Origin of the sequence: Tunturiibacter empetritectus (assembly GCF_014201375.1) — a bacterium.
GTDB lineage: Bacteria > Acidobacteriota > Terriglobia > Terriglobales > Acidobacteriaceae > Edaphobacter > Edaphobacter lichenicola_D.
On the sequence record NZ_JACHDZ010000001.1, the window covers coordinates 760950 to 779376 of the forward strand.

An 18427-nucleotide genomic window follows, 5' to 3' on the forward strand; every position below is an offset into this window, starting at 1 on the left:
TGTTGCGGATAGTTTAGCGACTACCGCTACAGGATAGTCTCGCAAAAGGGTCGATCTTATGGAGCGCCGAATGGGATTTGAACTCATGATACTGGTTTTGCAGACCAGCGAAGCCAGGTGATACAAGATGAGCCGGGGTGATATTGATCAATAGAATCAGTAGTTACCACCAAGGGGCTATGACCAATTAGGTATATGGTTTCCAGTTCGGAAGGGTGCTCTAATTCTGCTGCGAGGAGAGATATGCCGAAGCGGCTGGCTATTACGATTGCGGGTGCGGTGTCGTTGGGGAGTTACGAGGCGGGTGTTCTGTATGAGGTACTGGATGCAATTCATCAGCATAACTCCGCCGAAGGGGTGACGGATGACGAGAAGATTCTTATCGATGTCATGACGGGTGCTTCGGCCGGTGCGATGACGGCCGTGATTGTGGCGCATAAGATGTTGTACTCGGCCAATGAGTTTCGCGATCCGTACGACAATCCGCTGTACAACGTGTGGGTGAAACGGATCGACCTCGAGGGGTTGTTGAAGACGGTGGACGAAACGACCGGCCAAGTGGAGCCGCCGCTGCGTTCGATCTTTTCGTCGAACGTGGTTGAGGGGATCGCAAAGGATACGATACTGGGACGATATGCGTCGGGAGAGTGGCCAGCTCCCATAACGCACCTGGCTGCTGCGCGGTCCATCTCCATCGGAATGACGCTGACGAACCTAAACGGCGTGGACTACGGCTATGACATGCAGCCTTGCGGGAAGTTCATTTACACGCGGCATGAAGACCAGATGACACGAGTGGTGAGTGTGGACGGGAGCGATAAGCCGGAGGTGTGGCGTGAGTTGGCGGACGCATCGGTGGCAAGCGGGGCATATCCGTTGGCCTTTCGCGCAAAGGAGATGGACCGCCGGCGGGCGGACTACGCAAAAAACGGCTTGGAACCGTGGACGGATGATCCGTCGAGGTTTACGTACACCGACGGCGGAATCCTGCAGAACGAGCCGTTGGGTATGGCTAAAAACCTGGTGGATGAGATCGACAGGCATTGGTACAACGACAGCCGGTTCTATTTGTTTGTGTCGCCGCACGGGAGAACTTCGAGCGCGGATTCGAGCTTTTGTGAGGTGAATGCAGACTACTTTCAGATGATGAAACGGTGGGCGAAGGTACTGCTAGGTCAGTCAGAGTTTCAGGACTGGATTACAGCGGTGGAGATGAATGAGCAGATTGCTCTCATGGACGCTCGTGCCAGCGAACTGGTAGAGAAGCTGCGTTCAGGCGAAATCAAGAGCGGAAGCCTAAAGAGAACCGCGGATGGTTTGCTGAAGGTGTTGTTTTCGCAGCCGACGCGCACGGGGACGAGGCAGGTCGCGAAAATCGGAAGAGAGAGTCTGGCTGAGGCCAGGCGGCGGATTGGACACCAATACAAGGAGGAGATTGCAAGTCTGGGGCCAGGAAGCTACGCCGCCGATGCGTTTCGCGATACGGTGCTTGCGTTTGAGACGGCGGCGAATCTGGGACAGTGTGACTATATGCGGATATATGGAATCGCGGTTTCCGAGGAGTTGCTGGCAGGAGCGGACCTGACGGGCTTTCTGGGGTTCTTCGATGAGCGGTATCGCGTGCATGACTATGACCGGGGACGGATGGTGGCGCGGATGGTGTTGACCGATCCCGTGATGAGTGAAGCGGGAGAGCTTGGGCCGATACGGTATACGCCGAAGCATACGAACCCTATCGACAGCACCCTGAACGGGCTGCAACTGGCGCAGCTGTCGATCGAGGAGCAAAGAGAATTTCGCGAGGGTGTGAAGAAGCGCGTCAGCGAGATGGTGCGATACCTGATTGGGTTCTGGTCTTATCCGGCGGACGTGGTGGTGATCGAACCGCTGATGAATGCGATTTTGAATCATATGTTCCGGGAGTAGCGTGGCGTGGGTTATGTCGGGGTCCGCTAGAACTGGGTGTGGAGATTCGACCCGAATACCATCCGCCGCATGTTAGCCGCATGTTAATCGATGAGCCCGGCGTACTCAATGAGGGCAAGCAAACGCGCAGGGACAGTAAAGGTCCTATGTTAGCCTCCACATCCCCCGCTTCGGTCAACTCTACATCTTCATCAAGGGCTAGCGTCGCAGCAAGGTTATAAGGTGAGGATATAGATCTCAAAGAACTCTGCGAATATCTCAGGCTCTCACGATCACCCGTCTTTGTTCGTCGAGTGGCTGAATTTTATGGAGCACCGAATGGGATTTGAACCCATGAATACTGGTTTTGCAGACCAGCGCGTTAGCCACTTCGCCATCGGTGCCCTTGCTCGCTACAAAACAGAAGTATAGCGGAGACCTTGTCCAACTCTACTCCGGTTGTGCCACCGTGCGGAGGTAAGGCTTCACCGTTTTGTAACCGGGGAAGATCTTATCGGCATCCTCATTCGACACTGCTCCAGTGATGATGACGTCCTCGCCCTGCTTCCAGTTCGCCGGCGTCGCGACCTTATGTTTTGTCGTCAGCTGCATCGAGTCGAGCACGCGAATAATCTCATCGAAGTTGCGACCCGTCGTCATCGGATACGCGAGTGTCAGCTTGATCCTTTTGTCGGGGCCAATCACAAACACAGTGCGCACCGGCGCGTTGTTCGCAGCAGTTCGCCCCTCTGAAGTCTCTCCCGCATCGGCCGCAAGCATGTCATAGAGCTTCGCAATCTTCAGCTCCGTGTCGCCGATCAACGGATAGTTGACCTTCGCGCCTCCCACCTCCTCAATATCCGCGGCCCATCTCTCGTGGTTTACGATCGGGTCCACACTGAGTCCGATCACCTTGGCGCCACGCTTGGCGAAGTCGCCCTCCAGATTCGCCACCGCGCCGAGTTCGGTGGTACACACTGGCGTAAAGTCCTTCGGGTGCGAGAAGAGAACGGCCCAATTGTCACCAATCCATTCATGGAAATGAATCGTGCCCTGGGTAGTTTCGGCAGTGAAATCGGGAGCAATATCGTTGATGCGGAGTGACATGGTCGATTCGCCTTCTTTGGGGTTCACCCAATCCTTCAATTCCTAAATGAACTGCTCGCCAACATGGTCTGATCTTCTGATGCTCAACGTAGAAAACCCACCCGGCTTATTCGCTCTGGGTGGGTCTATGTGCTCCTCGAAGAGGGTCTGCTTCGATTAGCTCATCGACACACCCACACTGGGCTACAGCAACAGCAGCAGAGTGTGGACATCGAGTTGGGCATCATCGTCATCGCTATATGTTTTGTACCGCAGCCAGCTAAGCTAGCATGAGGCCGGTTCACCCCATCGCGGTCTTTTCAAAAGATACTTCCGAGGAGCATCCATGTCAAATGACAGCCCCGCCGTTGCGTCGACAACAGCACACCCGTCGACCTCTCGCATCTTCGACTTCGCCCAGGTCGACGTCTTCGCCGAACGTCCTCTCGAAGGCAACGCGCTTGCCATCTTCACCGACGCTCGCGGCCTCACCTCCGACGAGATGCAGGCCCTGGCCCGCGAGACCAACCTGAGTGAAACCACCTTCATCCTTTCCCGAGCCCCGGAGATCGAGCGCGAACGCGGCGTCCAGGTCCGCATCTTCCTCACCATCGAAGAGGTCCCCTTCGCCGGCCACCCAACCCTTGGCACGGCCAGCTGGCTCTATTGGAATCACCCAACCCTTCGCGGCGCAGAGCAGATCACTCTCGATCTGGGAATCGGTCCAATCCCAGTTCGCTTCCAGGCTCCACAGCCTCAAGAGCTCGGAGTCTTCGGTACTATGCGACAGAACGATCCAACCTTTGGCAAAGCTCTCAGCACTCCCGACGACCGCGCAGCCCTGGCCAGTGCGCTCAATCTCTCCATCGAAGACCTCGACCCACATCTCCCCGCGCAGGTCATCTCCACCGGCATGGCGTACTGCATCGTACCCTTGCGATCGCTCGAGGTCGCCAGCCGTCTGCACATCCTTGGTTCGCAAAGCGCTCGCCAGTTTCTTGACCGCGTCGGCGCGAAGTTCTTCCACTGCATTGCTCCCGCTAATGAGAACTCAGCAGCACAATGGCACGCACGCATGCAGTTCGACTCCGGCGAAGATCCTGCGACCGGCTCTGCCTCCGGCTGCACCATCGCTTACCTCGTCCGTCATGGACTCGCTGCCAGCGGACAGCAGATCGTCATCGAGCAGGGAATCGAGATGCTTCGTCCCAGTCGCATTCATGTCAGCGCCGCACTCGAAGACGGCATCGTCACAAAAGTGTTCGTCGGTGGCCGCACCATTCCTGTTGCAACGGGACGCTTTTTCCTGCCGTGATGCACTCGATTTCAACAGGCGCCCATCATGAATCGCCAATGAATACGGCCCCTTCCGAGGATCGGTGGATGTGCAAGCTCTAATATTGCGAGTCTTCGCCCAAACTTCGCCGCTTGCCAAGTTACCCACTCATTCGTACTGTTGGAAAGCGTTGACGACGACGTTGCCTGCAAAAGGGAAGCGTCGTTGGAGATGATTTGCTTTCGCCTGTTTTCTGACAATTTGAGTTGAGAGAAGCTCGACTGCCCCGCAGTCGTGACTCCCCAGCGCAATCTTACTGTCTGCACGCGCAGTGAGATCGATGCCAGCATCTCCGGCATCGACACTCACTGTATCCGCAGCAGAAGGATCCCCTGCGCTCTCGGAGCCGCGTGGCAACCTGCGCCGGCCTACAGCCTCTCTCGCACCCCGCGGTTCGGCAGCTTCGCTCGCTGGACAGATGGCCCTGATCCCTCGTGGAGCAGACAGGAGAGCCTTGCTCATTCCGTCTTCTCCGCTTCCGGAGCAGCGGACCCACTACGCGCTGAGAGCCGCATCCGGCCGAACCACGGGGAAGTTTTGAACACCACCAGACCGGCCCGTCTGCAAACCAGCAGACGCGTCAGACTGGCCCATCGGCCGCGAGCCACCAGAAGGTGGTGTCCGGCAGAAGAGAGACTGCATGCGCCCCAAGAAAACGATTCTCTGCGTAGATGACAATGAACAAATTCTCTCCGTCCGCACCTTCCTCCTCGAGACTCGTGGCTATCGCGTCATCGCTGCCCACAGCGCGCAGGAGGCGCTCACCGTTCTCGATCAATATCTCCCTGGCACACTCGACCTCATTCTCTGCGATCTCATCATGCCGCAGATGGACGGCAACGAACTGGTCCGCCGCGCCAAGCAACTCCATCCCGGCTTGCCCGCGATGATCGTCTCCGGCACCGTCAACGCATTCGATCGAGCCGTTCACGCCGATGTCTTCCTCCCTAAAGGCGCTTCGTCCCCGGCGGAGATGATCGAACGTATCCGAGTCCTCGTAGCGCGCAAGCGTGGCCCGAAGAAGGCCATCGTTGCGTCGACATCGCAATCTCCACAACTTGGTTCCTTCACTCACGCGACGGCAAGCTAGGCATCTCGCAACGAAGAGCGGTCTCTAATCTGCAGCAGAGGTTCAAAGAAATTACGCCTCGACCAAGCCATACTTCCTCTGCCACTGCATCTTCAACCGCGCCCACACAGCGTCCTTCTCTTCACTCAAAACGGATGGATCAGGTTCCGACGCAAAGCGCGCAGCCTCCGTCTTGGCCAACTCCAGCAGCGCACGGTCGCGTATCAGATTCGCAACCCTGAACTCCGGCATACCGGCCTGGCGTGTTCCAAAGAACTCTCCTGGCCCGCGTTGCTGCAGATCAAGCTCAGCCAGTTCAAACCCATTCTGCGTGCGCAGCATCGCATCCAGTCTGGCCTCAGCCTGTTCGCTTACCCTTCCGCCTGTCATCAACACGCAGAAGCTCTTCGCCGCTCCACGGCCAACCCGTCCGCGCAACTGATGCATCTGCGCCAACCCGAACCGCTCGGCATGTTCGATCACCATCACCGAAGCGTTAGGAACATCGACGCCCACTTCGATCACCGTCGTCGCAATCAGCACATCAAGGTCTCCCCGCTGAAACCGCCGCATCGTCACGTCCTTGTCGTCCGCGCTCAACCGCCCATGCAGCAGCCCAAGTCGTAGTCCAGTCAGTGGCCCCAGCCGCAGCTCCTCATACATATCCGTCGCTGCTCGAAGCGCTCTCTTCGGCTCAAACAACTTCTCCGTCTTCGCAGAAGACTTCGTGCGCGTAGCCTTTGCACTTCCGCCCTTCACGGCCGTCCCCTTCTTCCGCGCCGCTGTTTCTTTGTTGTCATTCCGCAGCGCAGCGGAGGAATCTGCTTTTGCTTTTACGCTTGCGCTCGCCTCCTCCGGTTCAACATCCTGCGGAAAATCCAACTCTGGTTGATCATCCTTCGCACCTTCAATCACCGGATACACGATATACGCCTGCCGTCCTGCCTCGACCTGCTTGCGCACAAAAGCCCACACGTCTTCTGCCCGTTCCTCTGTCGTTCGTCTAGTCACAACCGAAGTGCGCCCCGGCGGCAGTTCATCGATCACACTCGCGTCAAGATCGCCGTACAACGTCAACGCAAGTGTTCGCGGAATTGGCGTAGCCGTCATCACCAGTACATCCGGATCGAGCGCACCCGGCTTCTTCATCAATCGAAATCGCTGCTGCACGCCGAACCTGTGCTGTTCATCGACAATCACAAGGCCAAGGTTTTCAAAGTCGACTTTATCCTCGATCAGCGCATGAGTCCCAATCGCAAGATCGGTCTCGCCGCGGAAGATTCTTCCACGCGCCTCCCGTTTCGTCGCCTCATCCAGCGATCCCGTCAGAAGGGTCACCCGATAAGGCCTTCCCGTTCGCGGCGACAGCACATCACCCAGCAGCTTCCTCGCGGAAAGATAGTGCTGCGTCGCCAGAATCTCCGTCGGTGCCATCAAAGCCGTCTGGTAGCCGTTTTCAATAGCTACCAGCGCAGCCTGCATCGCGACGATCGTCTTGCCTGACCCCACATCGCCCTGCAGCAATCGCCGCATTGGCTGCGGCCTGCGCATATCGCTCGCAATCTCGCCCAGCACGCGCTTCTGCGCCGCAGTCGGATGGAAGGGAAGCACCTGCTTGATCGCCTCCCGCACCTTCACATTCGTCACGAACGCAGTGCCTTCGCGCTCCCTCATGCGCCGCCGCTTCAACTCCAGTCCCAGCTCGAGGTAGAAGAACTCTTCGAAGATCAACCGCCGATGTCCCGGCGTCGTCGCCGACATCAACTCCACCATCGGTGTTCCGGCTTCAGGAAAATGCACAGCCTGCAGCGCCTTCAGCCGCTCAGGAAACTCCAGCCGCTTAAGCATCGCCCCTGGCAACGTCTCAGACACTCCGTTCTCTCCCGGCCCACGCAGTCTGGGTGCCCCATCCATCGCAGTCTCACCGCGATGGGTGGGATGTATGCTGCCAGCATCCTCAAGTTCTTCAAACAGAGCCCAGATCACCCGCCTGAGCCACTTCGATCCCAGCTTCGCTCCCCACGCCGTAGTGCCCCCCAGCGACTCATACACCGGCACAATCCGCCCAACCTCAAGCATGGAAAACTCAGCATCCGCACCGGCCCCCGAAGGCAGAATCTCAAACTGCGGCTGAATCATCTTGAACTTTCCCGCGCTGCTCCGCGAAGGTTCAAGCTTGCCATACAGCGCAACCATCTGCCCCACGTGAAACTTGTCCCTCAGATATGTCCCGCGAAACCACATGCACTTCACCGTGCTGAGTCCCTGCCCCACTGTCATCTCAAACAACGGCATGCTCCGCGTCTGCAGCAGCACCGTCCCGCGCACCTCGCCGATCACTGATGCCATCGTCCCCGCCTTCAGTTCGTTCATCGGCACGGGGTTCAGGCGATCCTCATAGCGAAAGGGCAGGTGATACAGCAGATCCTCGACCGTCTCGACGCCGCGCTTGGCAAGCTCGACCGCAATCCGCTCCCCCACGAGCTTCACAAACTTGATAGGTGTAGAAAGTTCCAGCACAGACCGATGCTACCAAGAACCAGCCGTGGCCAACTCCCGCACCTCCACAACAGCCCTTCAGTATTGACAGCAGATATGTTGCAATAAAAGAATGCCTGCCTCTGAAGCGAGCTCAGTAACGACCGCCGAGCGCAAAAACATCCTGCTGCACACGCCGCTGATGGCGCTTGCTGTAGCCGCCTTCGGCATCGGCACCTCCGAGTTCATCATCATGGGCCTGCTGCCCAACCTCGCCGACGACTTCCACGTCAGCATCCCCAAGGCAGGCGTCCTCGTCACCGGTTACGCGCTCTCCGTCACCATCGGCGCGCCAATCGTAGCCATCGCCACCGCCCGCCTCGAGCGCAAACTTGCCCTCCTTCTTCTCATGGGCGTCTTCACCCTGGGCAACCTGGCCTGCGCCGTAGCCCCCACCTACAACCTCCTCTTCGCCGCCCGCGTCCTTACCGCCCTCTGCCACGGAGCCTTCTTCGGCATCGGCAGCGTCGTCGCTGCAAATCTGGTTCCCCGCAACCAGCGCGCCCAGGCGATCGCGCTCATGTTTTCCGGGCTAACACTCGCCAACGTCCTTGGAGTTCCAGCTGGCACCGCCCTGGGCCAGGCCTACGGCTGGAGATTCGCCTTCTGGGCCATCGTCCCCATAGGCCTCCTCGCCGCAACTGCCGTCTTCTTCCTGGTCCCTAAGCAAGCGGCAGGCTCCGGCGGTCTCCTCCACGAGTTCCGAGTCCTCCGCAAGCCTCAAGTCCTGCTCGTCCTCGCCATGAGCGTCCTTACCTCCGCCTCGCTCTTCTGCGTCTTCACCTACATCGCCCCAACCCTCGAAGCCGTAACCCTGGTCTCCCCCCACGCCGTCACACTCACGCTTCTTCTCTTCGGCGTCGGCATCACCGTAGGCAACTTCCTCGGCGGCACTCTCAGCGACTGGCGCCCAATGGCCTTCCTCATCGGCGCTCTCCTCACCCTTCTGGCCTCGCTCCTGGCGCTGTATTACGCCGAACCCCACGTCATCCCCGCCATCGCCACAATCCTCATCTGGGGAGCGATCCAGTTCGCCGCCGGAGCCCCGCTCCAATCCCGCATCGTCGACCAGGCCGCCGCCGCCCCCAACCTCGCTTCTACCCTCAACCAGGGAGCCTTCAACTTCGGCAACGCCACCGGAGCCTCTCTCGGCGGTATGATGCTCACCGCCGGCTACACCTACCGCCAACTCCCTCTCGCCAGCATCATCGTGACCCTCATCACCTTGATCCTCGCCATCCTCTCCGCCCGGCTCGATCGCAGACACCGCGACGCCCGTATCGCCGAGCAGCTATCCGTACTTTGACCCCACACAAAGATACCTAAACCCCCTGCTAAACTTGCATTAACTGAATACACGAGAACCCATGCCCATCGTAGAACTGCAACATGTCCGCAAGGCCTACGACACCAAGATCGCCGTAGCAGACCTCAGTTTCACCGTCGAGCCGGGCAGCATGTTCGGCCTCCTCGGCCCCAACGGCTCCGGCAAAACCTCCTCCATCCGCATGATGATCGGCATCACGGTCCCCGACTCCGGCACCGTCAGCCTCTTCGGCCAGCCCTTCAACCGCGACCTCCTCAAACGCGTCGGCTATCTCCCCGAAGAGCGCGGCCTCTACAAAAAGATGAAGGTCATGGACCAACTCATCTTCCTCGGCCAGCTCCGCGGTCTAGACGCCACCATTGCATCCAAGCGAGCGCACGACTGGTGCGACCGCCTCGGCATCACCCCATCCATCGACAAGAAGACCGAAGAACTCTCCAAGGGCATGCAGCAAAAGATCCAGTTCATCTCCACCCTCCTCCACGAGCCAGAGCTCATCATCATGGACGAGCCCTTCAGCGGCCTCGACCCCGTCAACGCTGTCCTCCTGATGGACACTCTCGTCGACCTCCGCAAACAGGGCCGCACCATTCTTTTCTCCACCCACCGCATGGATCAGGTCGAAAAGATCTGCGACAACATCTGCCTCATCCACAACAGCCACCTCGTCCTCTCCGGTTCCATGCGCGAGATCAAGTCCCGCTACCCCGCAAACCGCGTCCTCATCAACTTCACCGGCAACGACTCCTTCCTCAACCACCCCGCCATCCACTCCGCCAAGAACTACGGCGGCCACGCCGAAATCCGCCTCCGCACCTCAGGAGACGACGGAGCCGACGCCCAATCCCTCCTCGCCGAAGCCATCCGCACCGGCGCCCGCATCACCCGCTTCGAAGTCATGGAGCCGACACTCGAAGAGATCTTCATCGAAAAGGTCTCCGAGGAAACCGGTATCCCGGCTGGAGAAAAAGTTCATGCATAACATCTGGCTCATCGCCAAACGCGAGTACCTCGAGCGCATCCGCACCAGGGCCTTTCTCATCGCCACCATTCTCATTCCGCTCTTCATGGGAGCCTTTGTCTTTGGCAGCGGCTATCTCGCCTCTCGCACAAGATCCTCCGCCCACATTGCCATCGTCTCGACCGACTCCTCCTTCTCCGCCGACCTTAGGCACGAACTCCAGACCGGAAAAAACAGTGGCATGACGGTCGAAGTTCTCACCCCAACCTCCGCATCCAACACCGACGAGATCCGCGCCAACCTCGACCGCAATCTGCAGAGCAAATCCGGAGACCTCACGGGCTATCTCGTCGTCACGCCGGCCCCACAGCCAAACGCTCGTCCCACCTTCACCTACATTCCCCGCTCAGCCGGCGACATCAGCACCGAAGACTTACTCTCCACCGCAATCCAAAACGTCCTCACCCGCGAAGGCCTAGGCCGCCAGGGCATGGGGTCGTCGGACATCGCGGCCCTCATGGCTCCCGTCGTCATCGACACCAGCAAGACCGGCGACAGCCGCGCCGCCTTCGGTGCCGCCTATCTCCTCTTCTTCCTCATGTACATGGTCATCATGCTTTACGGCATGAACACCGCGCGCTCCATCATCGAAGAAAAGAGCAGCCGCGTCTTCGAGGTCATGCTCTCCACCATCAGGCCCGACGAGATGCTCGCCGGCAAGATCCTCGGCGTCGGCGCCGTCGGCATCACGCAGGTTGGCGTCTGGATGCTGGCCGCCGCTGCACTAGGTTCAACCTCGCTCGCAACCGGCCTCATCGGCAGCGGCCATGCGCTCATCAGCGCCACGCAGATCTTCTTCTTCGTCGCCTACTTCATCTTTGGCTTTCTGGTCTACTCCAGCATCGCGGCCGCTCTAGGGGCCATGACGAACTCCGAGCAGGAGCTCCAGCAGCTCAATATGTTCCTTGTTATCCCGCTAGCGTTTTGTTTCCTCATGATCTTCGTCATCGTGCGCGCACCCAACTCCACCCTCGCCCAGATCGTCTCCCTCATCCCCTTCTGCAGCCCTCTCCTGATGAACTTTCGCATCTCCCTCACCACAGTTCCACCCTGGCAGATCGGTCTCTCGTTCGTGCTCATGAGCCTGACGATCCTTGCCATCCTCTGGGTTGCGAGCCGCATCTATCGCGTCGGCATTCTCATGTACGGCAAGAAGCCCAACCTCCCCGAGATCCTACGCTGGCTAAGGTACAGCTAGTCGTCTGTTCCGACAAAAGGTCAGCCCGTTTCCGACCAACGGGAGGACCGAAGCAGCAAGCCTCGCCCAAACAAGGTATATACGTCACGAAGTGACCGCCCGCATCGGGGTCCCCACGAACAGGTCTTCGTTCGTGGGGTGGCAAGCGCAGTGGGCCCGTCCCGCAAGACATGTGAGTCTCATCTCACCAAGCCCCGGTCTTCCCACCAACCCACCAAACCATACCCATAGTCAGCGTAGGCTGATCCGTCGACAACACCCCAGGCTTGTTCGTCAAAAAGAACGGAACATTGCTCCAGTCCCTTCGATACTCCACACGAGTCAAAAATCCTTCGCCGAACTTGTACTCATAAGTCCCCGTAAACTCCTTCAGCGCCTGAGTCGTCCCGCTGAAGAGTCCTCCACGATCCGACAAGTACTCGGTCCGTCCGCCCAGAGCCATCTTCGGCGTCAGCTGATACCGTGCATAAGCCGCCCCGCCATCCACATGCGCAGGCGCGGAAGACTCACCAGGCGCAGCATTCGCCCACTCCCGCGAGATTAAATAGTCCCCTTCAAGCGAGAGCGCCAGCTTCGGCGTAGCGTTCCACGTCACGTAGCTGTCGAAGATATGCTGCTTGCCATCCGGAGCAGGAGTAATCGCCTTCAGGCACAGCCCAGGCTGTACCGGCGTAGTGCAGTTCATAGCCGGCGCAGCATCCGGATGGTCTTGTCCAAGGTAGTAGTTGAAGTTCCAAAGCACACTCTTTACAGGTTGCGCCGTGAATCCGAACAGTTCGTCCTTGAACGAGTTCGTAGGCTCAGACTGATCGGTTCCATTCACCAGCCAGTAGTTCACCGCCAGCTTGTCGTTCACCTTGTAGCTGCTCCGGACGCCAGCATGATAGAACGGCAGATAGTCGAAGAAGAACGACCGCGAGTAGTTCACCTGGTCTTTCGTATAGTTGCCTTCGATTCCCAGCGAGCTCGCCCACTTGCCCACATCTACCGTCAGTCCCTTCCCCAGCGGAACGACATACGTTCCATACACCTGAAAGATATTCCGGTAGATATCCGGTCGCGGCTCATTCTGCGGACTCCCCTGCAGCGTCTCCGTCGCCTGTCCAAACTGCAGATCCAACCGAACTCCGTACCGCCTCCCCGCCGCAACATCAGGGTCGCGCGCAAACACGACGTCAGCCTGATTGATGCTGAACGCATTGCTCAGCACGTCGTAGGTCCGTAGATACTGAACCCGCCCAATCGGATGATTGAAGTCGTAATCGTAGTACCCGTCGAAGGTGTAGTTCAGCGTTGCGCCGCCGGGCAGTTGTGTTGGCAGGATCGAAGCCACAGGAGAAGCTGGTGTTGAAGTGGCTTGGTGACTCACTGCTGCCGACGCCGGAACAGACGCTACGCTGCTGCTCGACACGCTCTCCACACTGCTTCGGACTTCTGCAGCAGGGCCGATCAGAACCGCCGGCCTCAGCGTCGCCACCTCTGTCGTCGCAACTGGCCGTTCCTTGTGCAGCTCTGCCTCCAGCGCGCTTACCCGCAGCGCCAGATCGTGCACCGTCTGTCGTAGCTCCTCAACGTCAGCGTTGGTAGGAGCAGCCGTCGCTGTCCGCGCGCTCGATTCAAACCCTGACGACAAAACAAGAGAGAAAAGGAGGAGTCGATTGAAGCAACGCATAGGCAGCCCTCTCACAAGCGCATTAAGCAAATCACGTTTGCGGTAAATTGATCGTAAAGGGCCGGACTTCTTCTTGAGTCTTTTTCTGGGGATCTGTCCAGCCGGACGGGCCTCCTGCGCGGAGGGCGGTCACTTCGTGACGCGTATACCGCTTCGCTCGGCGCTCCCGTTGGTCGCGAGGGAAGATTGATTCCGACCAACGGGAGGACCACGCGAAGCTCTAAAAAGGCGTGCGAACGCCCGGCAGGACAGGCAGGTAAACTGAACGAAGTGGCCTCCACCTACACCCTCAAACAACGCCTCGCCCTCGCCATCGTCCCCCGCCTCGCGAGCGCGACCATCCGCCTCCTCGGCATGACCCTCCGCTTCGAAGACGTCCGCGACCCCGGCGCCCCCCTTGGCTTCGACGCCCCACCCCCAGCCGTCTACGCCTTCTGGCACCGCTGCCTGCTCACCAGCGCCTGGCACTTCCGCAACCACGACATCGCCATCCTCATTAGCCCCAGCTTCGACGGCGAACTGATCGCCCGCACCGTAGAGCGCCTCGGCTACATGGCTATACGAGGCTCCAGTTCACGGTCAGGCTCCCTAGGCCTGCGGAACATGCATAAGGCCTACCTGGACGGCCACTACTGCGCCATCACCGCCGACGGCCCGCGCGGTCCCGCCATGGTCGCCAAACCCGGCGTCACCCAGCTCGCCCAACTCGCCGACAGCCGAGTCGGAACCTTCTACGTCCTCCCTGAGCGAGCCTGGCAGCTTCGCTCCTGGGACCGCTTTTTCATCCCCAAGCCGTTCTCACGGGTCTTCATAGGCTGGCCCCTTCTGACGACCGCCAACGAGGAAGCCGTTCAGGCCGCCCTCGATCGCGCCGTCGAACTGGCCGAGTCTCGAATCAGCAATCCTGGAAAAAATCGGAAAAAAAGTTGAAAAAGTTGGCGTATTTTTCGTCGTCAAAATTCACCACACAAAACACCACATCGTCACCGCGTTTCACCACACAACTCACCACGATTTCACCGCTAAAATTGACATAGATTGCTCGTATCCGACTTCAATTTCGACCTCCCCGAAGAGCTGATAGCCCAGTCCCCACCGGCGATTCGCGGCTCCAGCCGCATGCTCCTCTTCGACCGGACCACCGGCCGGTACCACGACAATTTTTTTCGAAACATCCCCCAAATCCTCAGCCCCGGCGACCTCCTCATCCTCAATGACAGCCGCGTCTTACCGGCGCGCCTCTACGCCACCCGCGCCCGCAGCCAACAAACCCAACAAAACTCGCCCGACCCCACAGGCCGCATCGAAGTCCTGCTCACACAACAACTTGCCCCAAATGATTGGACGGCATTAGTCCGCCCCAGCCGCAAGATCCAGCCCGGCGAACGCCTCCTCTTCCACGCCCCTAACGAAGCAAAACCCTTGCTGGAAGCGGAAATTATCTCCGCCTCCAAGTTCGGCGAACGCGCCCTCCGTTTCTCCCCCGTGCTAGACTTCCACGCCATCCTCAACAAAATAGGCCACATGCCGCTCCCCCCGTACATTCACCGCGAGGACAGCGAGGCCGATCGCGACCGCTACCAGACAGTCTTCTCCCAAGAATCCGGCAGCGCCGCCGCCCCCACCGCCGGCCTCCACTTCACCCCTGAGATCCTCAACCAACTGAAACGAAACAACATCCAGGTTGAAACCCTCACCCTCCACGTGGGATTAGGAACCTTTCAACCAGTCCGGGCTGAAAAGCTGGAAGACATCCGCCTCCACGCCGAACACTACACGCTTCCTGCGACGACCGCAGAGGCCATCAACTCCGCTCTTAGCGAAGGCCGCCGCATCATCGCAGCTGGCACGACCACGACCCGTACGCTTGAACATTGCGCCCATATGTCTGCAGGAAACTTTCTCGAACCTCACTCGGGTCAGACGAGCATCTTCATCAGTCCTGGCTATAGGTTCAAGATTGTGAGCGGTCTCCTGACAAACTTCCATCTTCCACAATCCACGTTGCTTATGCTGGTCAGCGCCTTTGCAGGGGGAGCTGATGGAAGGGAAGGAGTGCTTGCTGCTTACGCTCATGCCGTTGAGCAGAGGTACCGCTTTTTCAGTTATGGCGACTGCATGCTTCTTCTTTAGGCTCCCTTCCTGAAGACGGTTCCGGATCGAAAAAATGGGGATGGTTTCTTGCGCCTTAAAGTGGTTTTTGCAGGGGATTTTTGAAAAACCTGTGTGCAAGACGTGGTTTTTTGCGTGGTAGAACCTGGTGAATTGCATGGTGGAACGTGGTGGGAAGACGCGTTGAAAACAGGTGCGAAAAACATGCCACGATTTTCAACTTTATTTCTGAGTGCTGAGATGACTGCCCATCTTCGGCGGTCCCACGTCCAGCTGCAACGCGCTACCATCAGACAGAATGGCAAAGACACCCGACACCAAAGCATCCTCCGAGCAGAAGCCCCCGATCTACCTCCTGGACAGCATGGCTTTTATCTTCCGCGCATACCACGCGATGCAGCGTCAGCGCCCTATGTCCACGCGGAGCGGCATTCCCACGGCGGCGACCTATGTCTTCGTGAATATGATCAACAAGCTTCGCAAAGACTTTTCTCCTCACTATCTTGCTGCCATTTACGACCTGTCCGGTCCGGTCTTCCGCGACGAGCGTGCTCGCGAGATGAAGTCGGTGAAGAAGTTCAACATCAAAACCCAGCAGTTTGAAGAGATCGATTACCTTGGCTACAAAGCCAACCGAACAGAGATGCCCGCCGATCTTGCACAACAGCTTCCCTTCATTCGCCGTGCCCTTGAAGCCTTTCGCATCCCAATTCTTAGTTACGAGGGATTCGAGGCGGACGACGTAATAGGAACACTGTCCTGCAAGCTCTCTGCTCTGGGCCACAAGGTCTACGTTGTTTCTTCTGATAAGGATATGATGCAGCTCGTCAATGAAGACGTGTTGATTCTCAATCCAACGAAGGACAACCTCATTCTCGACAGTGCGGGTGTTGAGGCTGCATTAGGTGTCCCGCCAGAACGTGTCATCGATGTGATGGCTCTGCGCGGCGACTCTATCGATAACATTCCCGGGGCGCCGGGCATCGGCGATAAAGGCTCGGTCGAGCTGATTCAGCAGTTCGGCACCGTCGAGGCCGCACTTGATCGCGCGGATGAAGTAAAGCGAAAGACGTATCGGGAATCACTGCAAAACAATCGCGACAACATTCTTCTTTCTAAAGAGCTCGTAACGATTCACACCGGGGTGCCTATCGAATATGAACTGGACGATATGCTTACCCAGGCGCCAGACAATGCTGCGTGCCGTGAACTTTTCTCGGAGCTCGAGTTCACAACTTTGCTGAAGGAGCTTGCTCCTTCCATCTCCAGTGCTCCCCTTACCTACAATCTGCAACCTACGCCGGAGCAGATAGCGGCACTACTTACTGATGCTCGTTCCATTCATCTTTCCGGAAGAGTCAATGGCTTAACCGTGGCTGTTTTTGAGGATGCCCGGGCTCTTGCAGAAGAGGTCGCCATGGATTTGTCCACAGAACAAGAGGTTGAGCCGGAGCCGCTGCCATCGCAATCCATGTCACTCTTTGAAACTCCGGAGCCAAAGAGTCCGGAGCCTAAGGCTCCGACAGGTGCATCAGTTTTCCAGATTGGTTTAACGACATCTGCTGATTTCGCCATAGTCGTCTCTCTTCACGCGCCTGGTTTGAGAGAGGCTCTGGAAGACCCGACCCTTCCGAAGCACGCCCACGACCTCAAAGCGGTCCTTCGGGCGCTCGAGCCTCACAAGATCGACCTGGCCGGGGTTCGGGATGACGTCATGCTTTACAGCTACCTCGTCAACCCGACGCATGGCTCTCACACTCTTCCAGACGTTACGGCCCGGTTTACCGATCGCGCCCTGAGCCCTGCCTCAAAGACGCCGACTGAGAGCGAGATTGCCAATCTGCTGCCCGAAGCGGCCAACGCGATACATCGCCTCTCCGGCACACTTCGCAGTCAGATTGAAGCCGCCGAACTGACGCATATCTACGAGACGATGGATCTGCCGCTGGTTCCTGTTCTGTTGCGAATGGAGCAGGCGGGTGTGCGGATTGACTCCGCGGTTCTCGGGGAGATGTCCATTCGGCTTGCTGTTGATATAGATAATCTAGCCGAGCGTATTTATGCTGATTCGGGCCATCGGTTCAATATCAACTCGCCCAAGCAACTCGGCGAAGTTCTCTTCAACAAGATGCTTCTTCCCAAGCCGATGAAGTATGGCAAGGGCAAAGTTGTCTCTACGGCTCAGGATGTTCTGGAAGAGCTTGCGGAACATCATGCTGTTCCAGCTCTTGTGCTCGAATATCGTCAACTCGCGAAGCTCAAATCGACCTATATCGACTCGCTTCCTCAGCTTACCGATGCGATGGGCCGTGTTCATACCACATTCAATCAAGTGGGTACGGCGACTGGCCGCCTCTCCAGTACGAATCCGAACCTGCAGAACATTCCTGTTCGCACTGCTCTCGGCCGCGAGATTCGCGCTGCATTTATTCCTGCTCCGGGCAATGTGCTGATGTCGGCAGACTATTCGCAGATCGAACTGCGCCTGATGGCCCACTTCTCGCAGGACCCTTTGTTACTCGATGCCTATCGAACCGGGAAAGACATTCACACGTTGACTGCGAGCGAGGTGTTTGGCGTTGACGCTGTGACGATGGATAAGGAGACACGCGCTCGCGCAAAGGCTGTTAATTTTGGCATCGTCTATGGCATCAGTCCGTTTGGGCTTGCGGCGCAGTTGAATATTGATCAGAAGACCGCCAAAACCTACATTGAGACTTACTTTGAACGCTATAAAGGTGTCCAGCGCTTCATTGAAGAGACACTCGAGACAGTGCGTCGAGATCAATCGGTGAAGACGTACTTTGGTCGAATCCGGCCAATCCCTGATATTCAATCCCGCAACCCCAACATGCGCGGTTTTGCTGAGCGGACTGCGATCAACACGCCGCTCCAAGGGACTGCTGCTGATCTCATCAAACTCGCGATGCTTAAGATTGACCAGCTGATCCGCGATCGTAAGTTGAAGTCGCAGATGACGCTTCAGGTGCATGACGAACTGCTCTTCGACGTCGTTCCGGAAGAGGCCCAAGAACTTCAAGAACTGGTGAAGCAGGAGATGGAGCACGTTGCCGAGTTCTCCATTCCGATCGTTGCTGAGGTGGGCATCGGACCAAACTGGCGCGACATAAAGTAGCACTCTTTATCGCTGCTTGTAGCATGA

Annotated in this window: 12 protein-coding genes and 1 tRNA gene; 9 read left to right on the forward strand and 4 right to left on the reverse strand. The window is 57.9% G+C overall.

Annotated elements, in window-relative coordinates; translation table 11 throughout:
- Nucleotides 1–243 precede the first annotated feature (243 nt).
- The gene (locus HDF10_RS03295) at nt 244–1926 is read left to right on the forward strand and encodes a patatin-like phospholipase family protein (protein ID WP_183810399.1); all 1683 of its coding nucleotides are present in this window, start codon (nt 244–246) and stop codon (nt 1924–1926) included.
- Between the two features lie 307 nt (nt 1927–2233).
- On the opposite strand, the gene HDF10_RS03300 is transcribed toward HDF10_RS03295, so the two are convergent.
- Nucleotides 2234–2309, reverse strand: a tRNA-Cys gene (locus HDF10_RS03300).
- A 46-nt stretch (nt 2310–2355) separates the two neighbouring features.
- Nucleotides 2356–3012 (reverse strand): peroxiredoxin, encoded by a 657-nt coding sequence (locus HDF10_RS03305; protein ID WP_183810401.1) that lies wholly within the window; start codon nt 3010–3012, stop codon nt 2356–2358.
- Between the two features lie 325 nt (nt 3013–3337).
- On the opposite strand from HDF10_RS03305, the gene HDF10_RS03310 reads away from it, so the two are divergent.
- Nucleotides 3338–4306, forward strand: coding sequence for a PhzF family phenazine biosynthesis protein (locus HDF10_RS03310; RefSeq protein WP_183810403.1), 969 nt, complete (start codon nt 3338–3340; stop codon nt 4304–4306).
- A 661-nt stretch (nt 4307–4967) separates the two neighbouring features.
- On the forward strand, nt 4968–5417 hold the full coding sequence (locus HDF10_RS03315; RefSeq protein WP_183766300.1) for a response regulator: 450 nt from the start codon (nt 4968–4970) through the stop codon (nt 5415–5417).
- A 51-nt stretch (nt 5418–5468) separates the two neighbouring features.
- Here the strand turns inward: HDF10_RS03315 and HDF10_RS03320 are convergent, their stop codons facing one another.
- Nucleotides 5469–7916, reverse strand: a complete 2448-nt coding sequence (locus HDF10_RS03320) for an ATP-dependent DNA helicase RecG (protein ID WP_183810405.1) — start codon at nt 7914–7916, stop codon at nt 5469–5471.
- 91 nt (nt 7917–8007) lie between these two features.
- Between HDF10_RS03320 and HDF10_RS03325 the strand changes: the two genes are divergently transcribed.
- From HDF10_RS03325 to HDF10_RS03335, 3 genes are all read left to right on the forward strand, one after another.
- A complete protein-coding gene (locus tag HDF10_RS03325; RefSeq protein WP_260177578.1) occupies nt 8008–9240 on the forward strand; it encodes an MFS transporter in 1233 nt (410 codons plus the stop codon).
- 61 nt (nt 9241–9301) lie between these two features.
- Entirely contained in the window at nt 9302–10243 is a 942-nt protein-coding gene (locus HDF10_RS03330) for an ABC transporter ATP-binding protein (protein ID WP_183810414.1), read from the forward strand.
- The gene (locus HDF10_RS03335) at nt 10236–11480 is read left to right on the forward strand and encodes an ABC transporter permease (protein WP_183810416.1); all 1245 of its coding nucleotides are present in this window, start codon (nt 10236–10238) and stop codon (nt 11478–11480) included. The genes HDF10_RS03330 and HDF10_RS03335 overlap by 8 nt, the downstream gene beginning before the upstream one ends.
- Nucleotides 11481–11664: 184 nt before the next feature.
- On the opposite strand, the gene HDF10_RS03340 is transcribed toward HDF10_RS03335, so the two are convergent.
- The gene (locus HDF10_RS03340; RefSeq protein ID WP_183810418.1) at nt 11665–13152 is read right to left on the reverse strand and encodes a porin; all 1488 of its coding nucleotides are present in this window, start codon (nt 13150–13152) and stop codon (nt 11665–11667) included.
- 186 nt (nt 13153–13338) lie between these two features.
- Here HDF10_RS03340 and HDF10_RS03345 point away from each other — a divergent pair, with 186 nt between their 5' ends.
- The 3 genes from HDF10_RS03345 (at nt 13339) to polA (ending at nt 18400) form a co-directional block, all read left to right on the forward strand.
- Nucleotides 13339–14082 (forward strand): lysophospholipid acyltransferase family protein, encoded by a 744-nt coding sequence (locus HDF10_RS03345; protein ID WP_260177579.1) that lies wholly within the window; start codon nt 13339–13341, stop codon nt 14080–14082.
- Nucleotides 14083–14190: 108 nt separating this feature from the next.
- Nucleotides 14191–15285: a tRNA preQ1(34) S-adenosylmethionine ribosyltransferase-isomerase QueA gene (gene queA, locus HDF10_RS03350; protein ID WP_183810420.1), complete on the forward strand. Its 1095-nt coding sequence runs from the start codon at nt 14191–14193 to the stop codon at nt 15283–15285.
- Between the two features lie 277 nt (nt 15286–15562).
- On the forward strand, nt 15563–18400 hold the full coding sequence (gene polA, locus HDF10_RS03355; protein ID WP_183810422.1) for a DNA polymerase I: 2838 nt from the start codon (nt 15563–15565) through the stop codon (nt 18398–18400).
- Nucleotides 18401–18427 lie beyond the last annotated feature (27 nt).